The 15,138-nt window shown below is 32.7% G+C and carries 19 protein-coding genes, 1 pseudogene and 1 riboswitch; of the genes and pseudogenes, 17 read left to right on the top strand and 3 right to left on the bottom strand.

What is annotated here, in order from left to right:
• On the bottom strand, positions 1-897 hold the full coding sequence (gene cyoE, locus BM260_RS03335) for a heme o synthase (RefSeq protein WP_093534973.1): 897 nt from the start codon (positions 895-897) through the stop codon (positions 1-3).
• Positions 898-1,255: 358 nt separating this feature from the next.
• Between cyoE and BM260_RS03330 the strand changes: the two genes are divergently transcribed.
• From BM260_RS03330 to BM260_RS03320, 3 genes are all read left to right on the top strand, one after another.
• Positions 1,256-1,609 (top strand): hypothetical protein, encoded by a 354-nt coding sequence (locus tag BM260_RS03330; protein WP_093534971.1) that lies wholly within the window; start codon positions 1,256-1,258, stop codon positions 1,607-1,609.
• A gap of 167 nt (positions 1,610-1,776) precedes the next feature.
• Positions 1,777-2,019, top strand: coding sequence for a hypothetical protein (locus BM260_RS03325; RefSeq protein WP_093534969.1), 243 nt, complete (start codon positions 1,777-1,779; stop codon positions 2,017-2,019).
• A 228-nt stretch (positions 2,020-2,247) separates the two neighbouring features.
• Positions 2,248-2,535, top strand: coding sequence for a hypothetical protein (locus BM260_RS03320; RefSeq protein ID WP_093534967.1), 288 nt, complete (start codon positions 2,248-2,250; stop codon positions 2,533-2,535).
• A 197-nt stretch (positions 2,536-2,732) separates the two neighbouring features.
• Here BM260_RS03320 and BM260_RS03315 read toward each other — a convergent pair whose 3' ends face one another.
• The gene (locus BM260_RS03315) at positions 2,733-3,695 is read right to left on the bottom strand and encodes an aromatic acid exporter family protein (protein ID WP_093534965.1); all 963 of its coding nucleotides are present in this window, start codon (positions 3,693-3,695) and stop codon (positions 2,733-2,735) included.
• A gap of 645 nt (positions 3,696-4,340) precedes the next feature.
• Between BM260_RS03315 and BM260_RS18360 the strand changes: the two genes are divergently transcribed.
• Complete coding sequence (locus BM260_RS18360; RefSeq protein WP_175496179.1) at positions 4,341-4,517, top strand: hypothetical protein; 177 nt, start codon at positions 4,341-4,343, stop codon at positions 4,515-4,517.
• Between the two features lie 163 nt (positions 4,518-4,680).
• Here BM260_RS18360 and BM260_RS03310 read toward each other — a convergent pair whose 3' ends face one another.
• The gene (locus tag BM260_RS03310) at positions 4,681-5,034 is read right to left on the bottom strand and encodes a class I SAM-dependent methyltransferase (protein ID WP_245762626.1); all 354 of its coding nucleotides are present in this window, start codon (positions 5,032-5,034) and stop codon (positions 4,681-4,683) included.
• Between the two features lie 1,256 nt (positions 5,035-6,290).
• On the opposite strand from BM260_RS03310, the gene BM260_RS03305 reads away from it, so the two are divergent.
• The 13 genes and pseudogenes from BM260_RS03305 to BM260_RS03250 all read left to right on the top strand — a co-directional run bounded on the left by BM260_RS03305 (position 6,291) and on the right by BM260_RS03250 (position 14,990).
• Positions 6,291-6,509, top strand: coding sequence for a lactate dehydrogenase (locus tag BM260_RS03305; RefSeq protein ID WP_093534964.1), 219 nt, complete (start codon positions 6,291-6,293; stop codon positions 6,507-6,509).
• A gap of 227 nt (positions 6,510-6,736) precedes the next feature.
• A riboswitch (purine riboswitch) is annotated at positions 6,737-6,837 on the top strand.
• Between the two features lie 142 nt (positions 6,838-6,979).
• Positions 6,980-8,275 (top strand): NCS2 family permease, encoded by a 1,296-nt coding sequence (locus BM260_RS03300; RefSeq protein WP_093534962.1) that lies wholly within the window; start codon positions 6,980-6,982, stop codon positions 8,273-8,275.
• A 264-nt stretch (positions 8,276-8,539) separates the two neighbouring features.
• Positions 8,540-8,662 (top strand): YjcZ family sporulation protein, encoded by a 123-nt coding sequence (locus BM260_RS03295; protein WP_093534960.1) that lies wholly within the window; start codon positions 8,540-8,542, stop codon positions 8,660-8,662.
• 246 nt (positions 8,663-8,908) lie between these two features.
• Positions 8,909-9,130: a transcriptional regulator gene (locus BM260_RS03290; RefSeq protein WP_093534958.1), complete on the top strand. Its 222-nt coding sequence runs from the start codon at positions 8,909-8,911 to the stop codon at positions 9,128-9,130.
• Complete coding sequence (locus tag BM260_RS03285; protein ID WP_093534955.1) at positions 9,127-9,495, top strand: YolD-like family protein; 369 nt, start codon at positions 9,127-9,129, stop codon at positions 9,493-9,495. Before BM260_RS03290 ends, BM260_RS03285 begins: the two co-directional genes overlap by 4 nt.
• 13 nt (positions 9,496-9,508) lie before the next feature.
• Entirely contained in the window at positions 9,509-9,682 is a 174-nt protein-coding gene (locus tag BM260_RS18355; protein WP_175496178.1) for a hypothetical protein, read from the top strand.
• 368 nt (positions 9,683-10,050) lie between these two features.
• Entirely contained in the window at positions 10,051-10,527 is a 477-nt protein-coding gene (locus BM260_RS03280) for an RNA polymerase sigma factor (RefSeq protein WP_093534953.1), read from the top strand.
• Positions 10,528-10,530: 3 nt separating this feature from the next.
• Complete coding sequence (locus tag BM260_RS03275; RefSeq protein WP_093534951.1) at positions 10,531-11,220, top strand: zf-HC2 domain-containing protein; 690 nt, start codon at positions 10,531-10,533, stop codon at positions 11,218-11,220.
• 159 nt (positions 11,221-11,379) lie between these two features.
• Positions 11,380-11,766 (top strand): hypothetical protein, encoded by a 387-nt coding sequence (locus BM260_RS03270; RefSeq protein WP_245762625.1) that lies wholly within the window; start codon positions 11,380-11,382, stop codon positions 11,764-11,766.
• 749 nt (positions 11,767-12,515) lie between these two features.
• Positions 12,516-13,075, top strand: a pseudogene (locus BM260_RS18915) (ribonuclease YeeF family protein); the annotation flags it as partial.
• 6 nt (positions 13,076-13,081) lie between these two features.
• Positions 13,082-14,098 carry a GH-E family nuclease gene (locus BM260_RS03260; protein WP_407691700.1) on the top strand — a complete coding sequence of 339 codons (1,017 nt, stop codon included), beginning with the start codon at positions 13,082-13,084 and terminating at the stop codon, positions 14,096-14,098.
• Between the two features lie 18 nt (positions 14,099-14,116).
• Positions 14,117-14,659 (top strand): ankyrin repeat domain-containing protein, encoded by a 543-nt coding sequence (locus BM260_RS03255; protein ID WP_093534945.1) that lies wholly within the window; start codon positions 14,117-14,119, stop codon positions 14,657-14,659.
• Positions 14,646-14,990, top strand: a complete 345-nt coding sequence (locus BM260_RS03250) for a DUF2185 domain-containing protein (RefSeq protein ID WP_093534943.1) — start codon at positions 14,646-14,648, stop codon at positions 14,988-14,990. The genes BM260_RS03255 and BM260_RS03250 overlap by 14 nt, the downstream gene beginning before the upstream one ends.
• Positions 14,991-15,138 lie beyond the last annotated feature (148 nt).

Below are 15,138 nucleotides of genomic sequence, written 5' to 3'. Positions count from 1 at the left end.
TTAAAGTGCCTGTAAAATAAGGCCGATTGTAGAGTATATTATTACCGTAAAATAAATAACAATCATGTGCACTAAAGAGAATTTGAACATTTTATTTGCCCAATCTTTTATATCCATTTTGCGTGTGCCGAATAGGCTCAACCCTAACCAAAATAAGCCTAGAGCAAGTGACACTAAGGTTAGACCTAAGCTTAGTGGTAAAAATAAAAAGCTAGATAGCACTAATAAAATTAAATAGAAATTTGTTTGAATATATGTGCGTTTTTTCCCCATGACAACAGGGAGCATCGGTATTTTTGCTGCAGCGTAATCTGCTTTCTTGCGAATGGCTATAGAGTAAAAGTGTGGCATTTGCCATATGACCATTATTAAAAATAACGCCCAACAAGCTGGATGCCAAATATCAGGACCGACTGCTGCCCAACCGATTAAAGGAGGCATAGCTCCTGAAATACTACCAACTTCCGTATTCCAAATAGTATGACGTTTTGTCCACATTGTATAAGGGACTACGTAGAAAAACACCCCTAAGAACCCTAGTAAAGATGCTAACGGAGAAGCTATATATAATAAAATTAATCCGATTACTAATAATAAAATAGCAACGATCAAAACTTTCTTAATCGATATTTCACCTGTTACAGTTGGACGAACCTTAGTCCGTGCCATAATGGCATCAATATCGCGGTCGTAAATGTTATTGAATGAACCTGCCGCAGCAATTACAGCTGCTGTACCTAAAAATGCAAACACTACATTCCAAATATTATCTGTAAAGCTATACTGATATGTATATAATGCGAGCATTAATCCAGCAACCATTGGAATTAGATTGGACTTGATAATTCCTGTTTTAACTACTTGAGCCCATAACGTCTTTTGTGATTTTTTGTTCATTGTATTTGTTAGCTCCTTGTTTACCCACTTGAACTAATATAACCTAATTGCTTAGCAAAATTCCATTATATTATCTCTTTTTCTTCATTACTTATGAACATTTTAGGGCTATTTCTACATATATAAGACGGATGTCGAGCATTTTTGCATTTAGAACAATGCAAGCAGTACCTAAATTTCTCTCATAGTCTTTGTATATATGATTCTATCACTATTTTCGGGGCAAAATATGTTTTTATACTTATCAAATTCTTTGGTATAGAATATGACCATCTTTTGAACATACTTATAAATGAAGTATTTTAAATGTAGAATGAAAAATAGATATAAAATGGAATTTAAATAAGGAGGGGACAGTTTGATAGATAAAGAAAAACAAATAGAGACACTTCTCTATGGAAATCCATTAGACTTTGCTTGTAAAACACTGGGTGTTCCAAATATGAGAAATCATAAATACTCTAAAGTTTTTACTGTTAGCTATGAAGAGGTATATGAATATATTTCAGTCCACGGTCTGCCACATAGTGATTCAGCGAGTAAGTATTCTCTAGATGAGGGTTTCCATTATTTTGAGGAAGAAGGTAAATGGTATACCTTTTTTAGAGAGAGAGGTTGCATCTACAATGAACAGAACTTTGGTGACTATGAACTTGGTAAAAAGTATATAGTTACTACTTTGCTACAATTAAGTGGTACTGGGTTATATTAGTTGTTGTTTTTAACGAACTATTGTAAATTTGGCCTATCCATTTTCAACTTTCACCTCCTATCAATAATGGTATTTTGATTAAATGCAATATACTTGATTTGTCAAAAGCATAAAGAAAGAAATTTTTAAACTTGTGTTGTATATTGATTATTGAGGAGGGATTATTTATGATTAACGAAGAAATAAAAAAGTTATCGGATATTTTGTTACAAAGTCTCTATGATTATCATTTTGCTAATAATGGCGGAAGTTATACATTACCTAAAGCAATGGTTAATGCTGATGCTAGTAGCAAACATGCTATTGAATACCTTATCGAACAGGGTTATGCCATAGATAGTGGGCAAGGATCAGAAAACCTTGTTTTAGCAATAACAGCTCAAGGCATGGACTATATTAATAATAAATAAGTAATCAAAAGAACGTCCACCCGGGCGTTCTTTTTAAATGTATACAGGAACTCAACGATTGGGAGAAAGTGACGAGAGAGCAGTCAATTTCGATTCAATAGTGCATTTAATGTGTATTCAGTAAATGGAAAATGCGACAGACAAGTTCTTTGTATTTTGCTAAATGGATTGGATGGTTGTTAGGTGTGATAAACTAAAGGTGTTAGGGAAAAGGAAGTGGACGTTGATATGGAGATAGAGATTTCAGAAACAACAGAAAAACACATTTTAGAAAAGTATCCACATTTAACAAAAAGCGATGTACAAGTTCTTTTCTCAGAAGGACAAATTGTTAAAGAGCCCGAAGATATTTCATTTAAACCAGAACATGAATTAAGATTTGATCACTTAAAACGATCAAGTTGCACGCTACACGTTCCCAAGACGATAGCAAACATATTAGAAGTTGACTCAACTATCGACTTAATCCCAGATGAGGATGGGATTATCTTCAAACAAGAAATGGAAGGCAATTGAACTTTGCCTCCCAGTAATGTACATTTGTTAAAAGCTAAACATTGAATACTAACGAAGGACAACTGATTGTAGTTGTTCTTTTATTTTTCCTATTAGTTTGTGACAATTCATTAGAATCATATTATAAAGGGGATAAATACCTGATAGCAAATCCATAAACCAACCTTATAAATATCAAAGGTTGGTTTTTTCCATCTTTAATTTCTTTGAGCAAAAAGCTTTTTCTTTATGTTTAAGTAGTTTTTCATTTCATAAGTCAAATAAAATAGATTCGCCCTTACTTCAAATTCTTCTCTTGTCTTCGGTAACTCCATCTCGCGGATTATGGCATTTAATTCATCTAACTTATTTATTGAAATGTTCGTTGTATCTCCCGAGTGAACGTTCCTACTTAAATCCTCCAAGAATTCTGCGAACATTTCTTTCTGTTTGATGTCTAGGCTAAAGGAAGAGAAAATAGCAATGATTTTCATCATATGCTTTAGAAGTTCTAGTTGATCCTCTCTCATTTCCAAATAATAATAATCTATATTTTGTTTTCGCAATAGTTGATTTTCTACATCTTGATTGGCAAGGCTTTTGGATTGATTGATTAAATCTTCTACTTCAAGTATTTCCTTCCCATCCCAGTTCCGCATATTATCCCTTAAATGGGCAGAGAATTCATAAAGTATAATTTCAAACCGTTTTTCAATCTCCTTTTTAAAAACCTCAATATCTCGTTTGAAATTTGGCATGAAACTATTGACGAGAACAGCAATTCCCATCCCGATGAAAATAATGTATAGCTCGTTCAGAAACATTGTCCAGTCAGCATTCTTTACCGTATAAACATGTAATACGACAACCATACTTGTGACAAAACCACCCTGAATGTGAGCTCTTACGAGGATTGGAACAAATAACAAAATAAATAAAGAAAAGACAATGGGATGATAACCTAATACCTCGAATATCAATGAACCAAGCAGCAAAGATAAAAGGGAGGCAAAGAATTTATCCTTAATAGTAATTAATGTCTTTTTTTTCGTTTTCTCAATACACATAATAACAATAATTGCTGCAAATGTTGCAAATTCCAAATCCAATAAACTCGCAATCCACATTGCCAGCCCTGCTCCTACAGCAGTCTTTATCGTCCGATAGCCCATACCAGTCATGGAAGCACCACCCTATTATTTTGTTTTCTATGTAATACTTGCAGATTATCTGTTTTGATATTAACTTTAATTCACATATATGTATTCAATAATACACCTCTTAACCAAATTCCATCGACTTCGATCAATATGTAGTGTTTTCATTGAATAGTTCCCGAACGATTACTCCTAATTCATCTATTTATAGTTTAACACGGAGATAATAAACTTTTATATACTGGCGCATCTTCAGTCGTTCAGTTTTAGATGTCTCTACCGTAAATGTCTCGTAGGAGTTGCGCAATTATGAGTACAAATAGCTAACACAATCCGAAACACGCATCTTCTTTCCAGTTAGAAGAAATTTATTTGAAAATATGTAAGCTACCTTGGTTCAAGATTTAGAACAAAGAGATACGTGGAATAAAGATATATTAAAATATTATGTGCATATAATTACCAAATTCATAATATAATTACCAAATTAAATCCTAAGATTATCATGTAAACTATAAATATGAGAAGTTGAGAATCTCCCTTCGAAACTCTCTTACAATCATAATGAAAATAGATTGGGGCCTCACTGTTGAAGAAGTGAGGCTTTAACTTATTTATTCATTTAACTTACATAGAAGGTATGATAATTTTTAAGGAGGATAGATTACTATGGAAAAATATATTGTTGAACAAATTGACGATTTCTTTGGTGTGTTTTCTAATAATAAAAACAAAGATCTAAATCGTTTACTTATCCCGTATAAATTGATTAAGGTTCCTTTGAGTAAAGGGGACGTAGTCGAAATAGAAAGAAATGATAAGGGGTACCAAATAAATGTTTTATAAGTAAGAGATGTAGTGGAGTAATTATTCTAGTCATTTTTAAACGCCTATAATATAGGTGTTTTTTTATATTCAAAAAATTTAAGAACAGTTCGTAAAAGTTCACTTTTACGAACTGTTCTTAAAGTGTCTACTGGGACAGAAAACACTGTTTTTTTATATTTGGTTAACTGTTACTTAAAAAGTACTCCTTTACATGAGTTGGGTCTTCAAAAGCATCATCACTTGCTCCGTATGGAAGTCGAAAATTGGCCTTCGCACCCGGTTTTGCAATCCGATGAAGTTCCTGCATCATCGGTAATGTATGTTGAATATGTTCAATTAAATGACTCCCATAAAACTCCTCAATACTGTTATCTTCGAACGGAAGTGGAACTTCCGCACAGGCATCCAAATTTGCAATAACATCCACACCTTTTAGTGCAACAAAATCCAGATTGATCCAATCCTCAAGAATTGTATGCCCGCATCCAAGATGAAGACGATTTAACTCCATTTGTTCAGCATTACTTTCATTCAATAACATTCATTCCTTTCAGAAAAAAAATGATCAATTAAAAACGTCTACAATTGCTCAAACTAGTATATGAACGAATTTCTTTTCTGTTCACAGCCCCTGTCATATCATGGGCCGCCTGAAAAGTCCGGTTCTAGTTTTCCAGCTGTTTTCTGAACGGTATAAATAAGTGCAGAAATTATTACAAAAAAGACATTTTTAAACCTTTGGAAGAAACAAGCTAATTATCAAGTGTGAAGAAATACAAAAATGCCTTTCATATTATCCGAAAGTGGTTTTATAATTAGTACTTTTGATGCAATTCTAATTAAAACAAGGGAGATTTATTGATGGATTAGCAAAGGGACTTATCAATGGTCTAGTTTGATCATTTGGTTAAATAAAGAGAGAGGTGGATAGAGTTGCAAATGAACCTATATTAAATGAAGTTCATGAAAGAGTAAGGCAGGAAGCATTTCAGTTAGGGCTGTACGATGGAAAGAATCTTTTAGAAAAGTAAATTAGTATTATGTGTGGAATACTTTACTTCCACTAGCCCGTCAAATTGAGGAATTTAAGAATAAACTAATATTGTAATAAAAATAGGTAAAAGTATTATAGGATGTATAGCATTTTTCTGATTCATTAAACTATGTTAGTATAGTTAATGAGAAAGCAGAGATCTCCCTTTGTAACTTCTCATACAATCTTAATGCATATAGATTGGAGCCTCACTGTTGAAGAAGTGAGGCTTTTTTATTTTTTCTAAATTAATTTAGTAAGCTTAATTTTCAGAATAAAGTTATATTGGACATAATTAATTTGTATAAAGAAAAGCATATGATTATTAATAACTAGATAACTAACATAATTATTTCTTTAATTGGTTTTAATGTAGGAGCGTTACTAATAGTAGTTGTATGGGGCATATTCATAATAAAGTTTTACTCTTACTAATTTAGTAGGTGCTTATTTTATTTGTCCATTATTTACTTATTTTATAAGGGGGAGGTTGTGTGTCGATAAACTAGTAATAAAGGTATATTCTTGTCTACTGTAGCTGTAGTGAGGGAGATTTAATTCTGTTAATGAGAGAATTCAATGCTAATTCATTCGTTTTGACTGTAGTGGGTAAGTGAACTAAGACATGTAAATAATGATAAATAGAAGTATTTAAAGTCGCACTCAATTCTGAATGCCGGCTTTTTTATTGTGCTTTGAAATTATTAGTGTCAATTTGGGCATGATATCAAGTAGAAGTTGTCTAAGGAGGAAAGGAATTGGAAGTATTATTAAATAAAATCCACGAAGATATTGATTATCTCAATTCGCAGGGTAAGCAGGTAAAGGAAATAAGAATGAACCCAAACATTTTTGAGAGTATGATTGAACTTACTGATGTTAAGGTTTCAAAGGGTGTAGCTACTGTATTTGGAATTATTATCAAAGCAGATGAAAGTATTGAAAAATATGTATTTGTTCTTGATGAGGTCACTTAATTACAAGTGGCTTTTTTTGTACCTCAACAATACTACAAATAATTATTACTAACCACGTACTATTAGTACTAAGAAGTTGAGTGCAGTAATATAGCTGAATTTTTTGTTTTTTTGTAAATATGTATCTTCTTAACTTTTTGCTCTTTTTTAAATATTTTTACATCTTTTAATGGAAAAATATAATATTGACGATTCAAATTAAACTTGTTATGATTCTCCTATTGTTTTTAAAAAGAAAATATATACCTTGTATAAATTCAAGAATATGGCTTGAGAGTTTCTACCAGCTACCAATAAATAGCTGACTACAAGGAATGGGAAATTAATGATATTTTTTTATCCCATTTTGTAGAGAAACTTTGTCCAAATAGTGGTCAAAGTTTTTTTGCTATCCAGAGAAAGTAAAATGAATAGGTTGTAATACGAACCTAGCATCATTACCTTCAATCTTGCAAATAGGAGATTACAACATGAAAAACTTTTTTAAATTTGCAGAACGGGGTACTTCCTATAAAACGGAAACACTTGCCGGTATCACAACTTTCTTATCTATTGCCTATATTTTAGTCGTGAATCCAATTATCCTAAGCCAATCTGGTATGGATCATGGTGCTGTATTTACTGCAACTGCACTTACTGCAATCATCGGTACACTTCTGATGGGCTTACTTGCGAACTTCCCAATCGCCATTGCACCTAGTATGGGATTAAATTCATTCTTTACTTTTTCAGTATGTATTGGAATGGGTATTGACTGGCAAGTTACTTTAACGGGCGTTTTTGTTGCCGGAATCATTTTTATGCTATTAAGTTTAATGAAAATTCGCGAGAAAATTATTAATATCATTCCAATCGATTTAAAATACGCTATCGCTTCTGGTATTGGATTTTTTATCACATTTATCGGTTTAAAAAATGGTGGAATCATTATCGGCAATGCGGATACATTTGTTTCGATTGGTGATTTAACTTCACCAATGACCTTATTAGCTATTATTGGTCTTATTATTACAATCATTATGTTAGTACGTGGGATTAATGGCGGTATTTTCTACGCAATGGTTATTACAACGGGTATTGGTATGATTTTCGGTTTAATCGAAGTTCCTTCATCGATTATTGGAAGTATCCCAAGCCTAGAACCAACATTTGGTGTTGTGTTTGGCCATTTAGATGAAATCTTTAATGTACAAACACTGACAGTTATTTTCACCTTCTTAATCGTTGCCTTCTTTGATACAGCTGGTGCATTAATTGGATTAACGAGCCAAGCAGGAATGATGAAAGGTAATAAGATTCCGAATATTGGTAAAGGATTACTTGCTGATTCTGCTGCTGGTGTAATTGGTGCTATTTTAGGTACCTCAACTCCTGCTACAAGCGTTGAATCTTCTGCTGGTATTGCTGTCGGAGGAAAAACTGGCTTTACTTCTGTCGTTATAGCGGCTTGTTTTGTCGTTGCTTTATTCTTCTCCCCACTTGTTAACGTTATTTCGGTGGAAGTTACATCAGCTGCATTAATTATTGTAGGTGCCTTAATGGCAATGGAAATCCGTAAGATTGATTGGACAAAGTTAGAAATTGTCATTCCATCATTTTTAACAATTATTATGATGCCTCTAACTTCTAGTGTTGCAATCGGTATTGGATTAGGTTTTATTCTTTATCCAATTTGTTTAGTAGCACAAAAGCGTTATAAAGAAATTCATCCAATTATGTATGTTCTTTGTTTATTATTCATTTTATACTTTGCATTTATCGTATAGGAAAGAGTATTAGAGACCTAGGAACACACATTTGTGATTGGATAGAAAGCAACACCTAAAGGAACATACACTATGAAAGAAAGTAATAGTACAGTTTTATTTAACCCTGCTTATTAATTTGAGCGGGTTTTTTTGTTAAGATGTTTTGTTTAAAGGAACCAAAGAAAGAAACAAATATAATTCTTAATGACAAGGTGGATTACCTTAGTCGCTCAACAATCTTTGCATAATCTATAAATATTAATTAGAAAGGAGGAGGATAAGATGTCTGGTTATAATGGAGGAGACTGCTACGGCAATAATACTAATAACGGATCTAGCTTCGTATTGATTGTAGTATTGTTTATCTTACTTGTTATTGTGGGAGCTAGTTTTATGAGTTACTAAAAAGGAAGATTAAGAGAGAAATTTAGCTTAGCCAATAGCACTTTTTAGACATGAATACAGTACGCTCGCTGTATATGTATTCTTTCATAAAAAGTGTTAGTTAAGAGAACTTTTCTTTTTGTACTTCCTTCTTTAAAAGCGCCTTCTCATTCATTGAGATGGTCGCTTTTTTATTTCACCAAAAATTACTAGTTGTAAAATAGAACTATTGTTCGTATACTAAAAAACAAGAGGGAGAGAACGAATGTGCGTATAAATATTTTGAAGTCGGTGCAGCTTGATCAAATATCTGAAATGATTTATATGAATAATAACGGTGAAATTAGCAAGCGAAGAGTAAAGGTATTAAGTGTGGAAAGTAATACATTTAAAGCTTTTTGTTTTTTACGAAATACTAAAAGGACTTTTAAAGTAAATAATGTACTAGCATTTGTTCCCTTCACACAGAAGGAGCGTGAAGTTATATGAACGATGAATTTTACGAACCAGTTTTTGATTTATCCAAGTTACAAGATAGAGGGAATAAAAAATGGGTAGCTATGATGCTTCCCGAACACGTTTCTTTACTTAGAGAATACGGTAAAGAGATCAAAAGAGAACCTATCCCTGAATTAGATGAATGGGATTATGATGCAATTCAACATACTTTAGATATGGCCATTAAAAGCAAAGCGGATACTAAAGTTAAATTGTGGAGAGATGGAGCATTCTTTTACAATAGAGGAATTGTAGAAAGTGTGGATTTACGAAGAAGAGTTATTGAACTAGAAGACCCATTTTCTTTGCTACAATTAAAATTAGATGAAATAGTAGATGTAACCATAATAGATTAAGGTTGTGAAAGTATTGGATAGAACCGAGGAACTATTTAACCAATTAATGGATGAGCATCCTCCAGAATTAATACTTGGTGCATTAGATGAAATGTCACGAATGAATAGGAACGAATTATTATCACTTGGAAGTAAAAATATAAACAGAGTTGAGGCTGCAGAAGCTCAAAACCACCAACCAGATTAATGGAAGGTGGTTTATTTTATTAACATAATTCTATTAAAGTGCTTGTCTTTCTGAAAATATTGTAAACGATCATACAAATAAAGCGTTAAATCGTATAGGGAATGATTAGATGCAAAATGTATTAAACCAATTAAAGTGAAGTTAGAAAACCAATTATGAATGATGATTTTATTGATGTTATTTATGATAGTTAATAATGCCAAAAGAAAGCTAAGGGGTGCTTATTTCAGAAACCTTAACAGATAAAAGGACTTCTATGAATAAATAAAACATGACTTAATGGCAGACTTACACGTCTGCCAATTTTTTATTATTTTTTGTAACGAATTCCTCATAACTTAGTCTTATTTATGAAAGGAGGTAGAAATGTGCCTGAATTTGAGAGGATTTACAATCAATATTTTAAGGATGTCTACTCGTTTGTACTGTTGTTAAGTCGCAACGAAAAGATAGCTGAAGAAATTACACAAGAAACATTTTTTAAGGCATTAAAAAATATTGAAAAATTTAACGGGAAGTGCAAACTTAATGTATGGCTTTGTCAAATAGCTAAAAATACATACTTTACCTATCTCAATAAACAAAAGCGTTTTGATACAGACAATATACCTGAAGTAAGTGTAAGTAGTGTTGAAGAAATCATACTAAATAAGGAAGAAAATTTCCGTATTCACAAGGTATTACGTCACTTAGAAGAGCCTTATAAAGAAGTTTTTACGTTAAGAGTATATGGTGAACTTTCCTTCAAACAAATAAGTGAACTCTTTGAGAGAACCGAAAGTTGGGCGAGAGTCACATTTCACCGAGCCAAACGTAAAATTCAAGATTTGCTAAAGGAGGAATAGGAAATGAGTAAAGTATCATGTGAAATAGTTCAAGATTTGCTTCCATTATATTATGACAATGTGTGTAGTGATGATAGCAAAAGAATAGTAGAAGAACACCTTGTTGAATGTGAGAGTTGCAAAGAGGAACTATATAGAATAAAAGCTGATTTTATATTACCAAAAGAAGAAATGGAGAGAAATAAAAATGATGGCAATGCTATTAAAGGTATTTCATCTTTCTGGAACCATTCAAAAACCAAATCATTTATTAAAGGGGGAATAATTAGTGCATTATTGTTATCGTTTATCACATTAGGATATTACGGTTTGTTTCATTGGCACATAACAAACGTTCCAATCGAAGTGGTAGAGATAAAGAACGTAAGTAAGTTGGAAAACGGAAGTATCGTTTATGAAAATGATATAACAGATGGTTATAGTATATATAGAATAAAATATGATATGGATGAAAAAGGGAACTTTTACTTAACTCCTTTACGACCAATAATTAAGAGCAAGGCACAGCCGCCATATTCTATGGTGAAGGGGTATGATATTTTTAATATCGAAGGTCAAGAAATGAATCGTGAGGGTGCGGAGATAAAGGCGTTGTATTACGGAACTCCAGAAGATAATATTTTGATTTGGAAAAAAGGAATGGATTTACCCAAAGCAAGCGAAGAAATAGAAGATATGTTTCACTTTGAATAAAATGAGGGCGTTGCATTCGTCCAACTATCAGTTACTTTAATCGTATGAGGGAGATAACCGAGTGACCTAGAGGAAGTTGCATTACACCGTTATTCAAATGATACTGAAGATGAAACTTAAGATAGATTATTACCGACTATATTTACAGGGGGTGTTACATTGGTTCAAAAATTATTTTATGTACTGATTGCATTACCATTTTTAATGATTAGTGGATGTTCGAATGATGGGGAAGTAACCACTGTAACAATTGATAGTATTGATGCCGAAGAGATTTTAAAATTGGATTCTAATGCTGATATTTTTCAATATGATGGAGTTATCTACAAAACTAATATTGATTGGGTTGAAGAATTGTCTTTAACAAAAGGTGTTCAAATCGGTGAAATAAAAACAAAAAATGATGCAAATACAAATTTTAAAGATGAGATGTCGAATAAACTTCCTGTTGGTGCAAAGATTTTTTCTGCCAAAGAAAGAGGAGATATTTTAATTGTTGAATCTGAAGGAGAAATCAAAAAATATCTTGTAATCGTTGAAGGGTAGATGTTGAAGGGAGATGGACTCATGGATAATATTAAAGTGGATAGAAAGCTTATGCTTATTTAGGAAGACATCATGATGGAGAAGAAACTCTAAATAGTATAAAACAGAGTATTCTTCTAAATCTGTGGAAGAATTAGTAGTTTTAGCTTAAGTGGGGATTCAATTTGGAAAATCATAGAGGTATACCTAAGAAGAGCAATTCTGAAATTAACTCATGAAGGATTAGCTATTACTGAAATTGTAGGAAATAGTCCAGGTGCACGCACATATTCCACTGTGCGCGCATTTTTTTGATACTTACGTCCACAGTTTTCCTTCATTATCCAGGAGGTATGTATACATACTCTAATTCACCAGGGTTTAAAATCGATGAAAATGAAAGGCTAATTGTTATTGGCAAGTAGCGATAAAAACTACCAGTGGATGAGTGTATTAGCAACATTCGTTAGACTCTAGCTTTCATTTACTTTCATAAAGCAAGTTCTCACATTGAAGATAAAATCAAAATCCATGTTCATTACTATCTATTTAACTACCATTTTCTTTCCTTGGTAGTGAAAGAGTCACGGTCTATTTTTAGTTTATTAATACGTTTGGTTTATTTTTTTGGATATTATCACTTCTCCCTTTACCTTCTCCCGTATAAATGGAATATTATAACTATTAATAGTTTGCTAGAGGGGGAGAAGCATGTTCACCTGTGGGGTATTATTGTATAATAAAGAATATTGTGAAGTGGCTATTTCTATATGCTCGATGAGGCAAAGCCTATGAAAATATTGGATGTAGATATATTTCAAGATGGGCTACAGCGAAACCTAACTATGTTAGACAGGCTAAGCAGTGAAATGAAATCAATCCACCAGGCGGTGGAGGGGCTAGTTCAGATGGAGGATCAATTAAAGGGAGCAGGAGGTAATGCCATCCGTTCTTTTTACCAGGAATGTCATTTACCGTTTCTTCATTTTTTCAGTTGTTTTCTGAACAGTTTAAACAAGTGCTTAACCAGATGGAGGCAGCACTTCATTCACTGGAACCTGATTCCTCCGGTTACATACTCGAAACTTTCCTTGACGGAGAGCTAGAACAGGGACTTACGCTTATTGGCGAACTCACCGCTAGCTTGACGGATGAGGCAAACAGTATCATGGATCAAGTGAGTGATATTGTAGCCCTGCCCCATTTAGACGATAGCGGAGTGCAGGAGGGAGTCATTAGTTCTAAAAGAAAACGTGATGATACCTTAATGCAACTTTATGAATTTGATGCTACCCAGACGTACGCACTGAATCCGATTGAACAAGGTTTACAGACGATGGACAAGTGGTTGACGGATATGGAAGGACTGTTCCAAGCTGGGGTGAAGGATATAAACTTTTTACCGAGTCAGTGGGATGTCCTTACGTTTAGAAGTGACATTAGAACAGAATTGTTTCCGAAGGTATACTTAAATCCAAATGACTTATGGGTAAAAGAACAGGAACAGTTGATCGGTACGATGATTACCGCAGCGACTTTCCAAACGTTGGAAGGAAAGAAACTGAAGACTATTGAAGAAAACGTAGCGGAAAATATTAAATATCATGCGTATGACAATGGTTTACTCATTAAAGAGTATGTAGTAAACGAAACTGTTTTCTATGAAGTTGTTTCCAAGGTTGAATATAAAGAAGAAGCGGTCACCGTAGACAAACCGAAAGAAAACAAATTCCTAGATTCTTTACAGTTTGGATTAGATATAGTAGGACTTATACCTGGTGTTGGTGAATTGGCAGATGGGGCAAATGGTCTGATCTATACGGCAAGAGGAGATATGTTAAATGCGGGACTTTCTTTTTCCGCGATGATTCCCGTAGTTGGTTGGGCGAGTACGGGTGGGAAACTTGCTGTAAAAGGAAGTAAGGCAATAGAGGATGTTCAGGATGCGAGCAAAGCGGTGGATAATATTAATGATGGAGCTAAGGATACGGGTAATATTGTAAAAGATCCACTTATAAATGGCTCATATATTAAAAATGGTAAACCGAATGGTCGACCCCAGTTATCTGGTAAGAAGAAACTAGAATTTGAAACCGAAGTATATAATATGCAAGTAGATCCTGATGAAGTTTTACGTGATCCTAATACTGATGCTGTAATCGATTGGATACCAGGTAAACCAAGAAAAGGTATAGTGGATTTTGGGCATACTGAAGGTAATTCTTATTCAAAAATGTTTGAAAAATATAAAAATAGAGAAATTGATTTAGACGATTTAAAAGAATTTCAATATAATCCTGATAACTATAGATTAGAGACGCCTTCTACAAATCGAAGTCATGAATTTGAATAAATAAAAGGGGGTAGAGAAATGAAAATATTAAATATTTTTGATGCTGCTAGAGATGGAACACTTGATGACTTAAAGAGGTTTTACGATGGTAACATTAACCAAGTTGATGAGGAATTAGATATTAATTTACTATGTATAGCATTGGCAAATGATAAAAATCCAAATGAAAAAATTAAAATTATTAATTTTTTAATAGAAGAAGGAATAGATTTAAATTATTCTACGAAAAAAAATAATAGAAATGCTTTGCATATGTTTTATTTCAATGTCCTTCGTCCTACTCCTGATTATAGTTTAGAGGTTACTAAAATCTTTATTAATAATGGCTTAAATATAAATGCCGTAGACAGATATAATGCAATTCCTTTTAAATATGCAATTACAATAAATAAATTACCAACTAACGATAATAAAACATTATATAAATTACTTTTGGATCATGGCTCAAATTATAAATTAGAGGATGTATTTAATAAATCTTGTTTAGATTATTGTAAAGAATATTCTTGGAGAAATGATTTAGTAGATATTATTAAGGAGTATGAACATGGAAAAAATTAATTTGGATTATGGTGGATTTGTTGTTTCAAATAACGTAATCGAAGGGAAACCGATAAGGTATACGTTCCGAGAAAAGTCAGATATTCCAAAATTGAATGGATGGACAATTTATTCCATCGAAGATAATGATGATTATGTTAATAATCCTGATAACTTTAAAATAATGGGGGCGACTTCAATAATAAAAATTGCCCCAGTTATGTTAGAAATTTTTGATGCTCCATATGGAACAGATATATGTTGGCTATATGAAGAAGGAGTTCATATTGGATTTTATGATTTAGTAAATGAGAAAGAAATTAGTATTAGTGAAATTTTAAGTGATAAATAATTTATTAAATGTTAACACTGGCTATGAATTAGGAGACGTTAATAAAGCGAAAGAATATGCACTAAAAGCATATATTCTTGTGACTTGAAGCATAAACTTTCCGTGTGGAAGGTTTATGCTTTATTTAGTTCTACAACAGAATTTATCA

Source organism: Psychrobacillus psychrotolerans (genome assembly GCF_900115805.1).
Classification (GTDB): Bacteria; Bacillota; Bacilli; order Bacillales_A; family Planococcaceae; genus Psychrobacillus; species Psychrobacillus psychrotolerans.
The sequence above is the reverse complement of the archived record's forward strand: the minus strand, read 5'-3'. Positions and strand labels throughout refer to the sequence as shown.

Excerpts from the sequence above, each read along its gene's own strand:
- cyoE (WP_093534973.1), bottom strand. The coding sequence starts at position 897 with ATGAACAAAAAATCACAAAAGACGTTATGGGCTCAAGTAGTTAAAACA.
- BM260_RS03325 (WP_093534969.1), top strand. The coding sequence starts at position 1,777 with ATGATTAACGAAGAAATAAAAAAGTTATCGGATATTTTGTTACAAAGT.
- BM260_RS03320 (WP_093534967.1), top strand. The coding sequence starts at position 2,248 with ATGGAGATAGAGATTTCAGAAACAACAGAAAAACACATTTTAGAAAAG.
- BM260_RS03315 (WP_093534965.1), bottom strand. The coding sequence starts at position 3,695 with ATGACTGGTATGGGCTATCGGACGATAAAGACTGCTGTAGGAGCAGGG.
- BM260_RS18360 (WP_175496179.1), top strand. The coding sequence starts at position 4,341 with ATGGAAAAATATATTGTTGAACAAATTGACGATTTCTTTGGTGTGTTT.
- BM260_RS03300 (WP_093534962.1), top strand. The coding sequence starts at position 6,980 with ATGAAAAACTTTTTTAAATTTGCAGAACGGGGTACTTCCTATAAAACG.
- BM260_RS03295 (WP_093534960.1), top strand. The coding sequence starts at position 8,540 with ATGTCTGGTTATAATGGAGGAGACTGCTACGGCAATAATACTAATAAC.
- BM260_RS03285 (WP_093534955.1), top strand. The coding sequence starts at position 9,127 with ATGAACGATGAATTTTACGAACCAGTTTTTGATTTATCCAAGTTACAA.
- BM260_RS03275 (WP_093534951.1), top strand. The coding sequence starts at position 10,531 with ATGAGTAAAGTATCATGTGAAATAGTTCAAGATTTGCTTCCATTATAT.
- BM260_RS03260 (WP_407691700.1), top strand. The coding sequence starts at position 13,082 with ATGGACAAGTGGTTGACGGATATGGAAGGACTGTTCCAAGCTGGGGTG.
- BM260_RS03255 (WP_093534945.1), top strand. The coding sequence starts at position 14,117 with ATGAAAATATTAAATATTTTTGATGCTGCTAGAGATGGAACACTTGAT.
- BM260_RS03250 (WP_093534943.1), top strand. The coding sequence starts at position 14,646 with ATGGAAAAAATTAATTTGGATTATGGTGGATTTGTTGTTTCAAATAAC.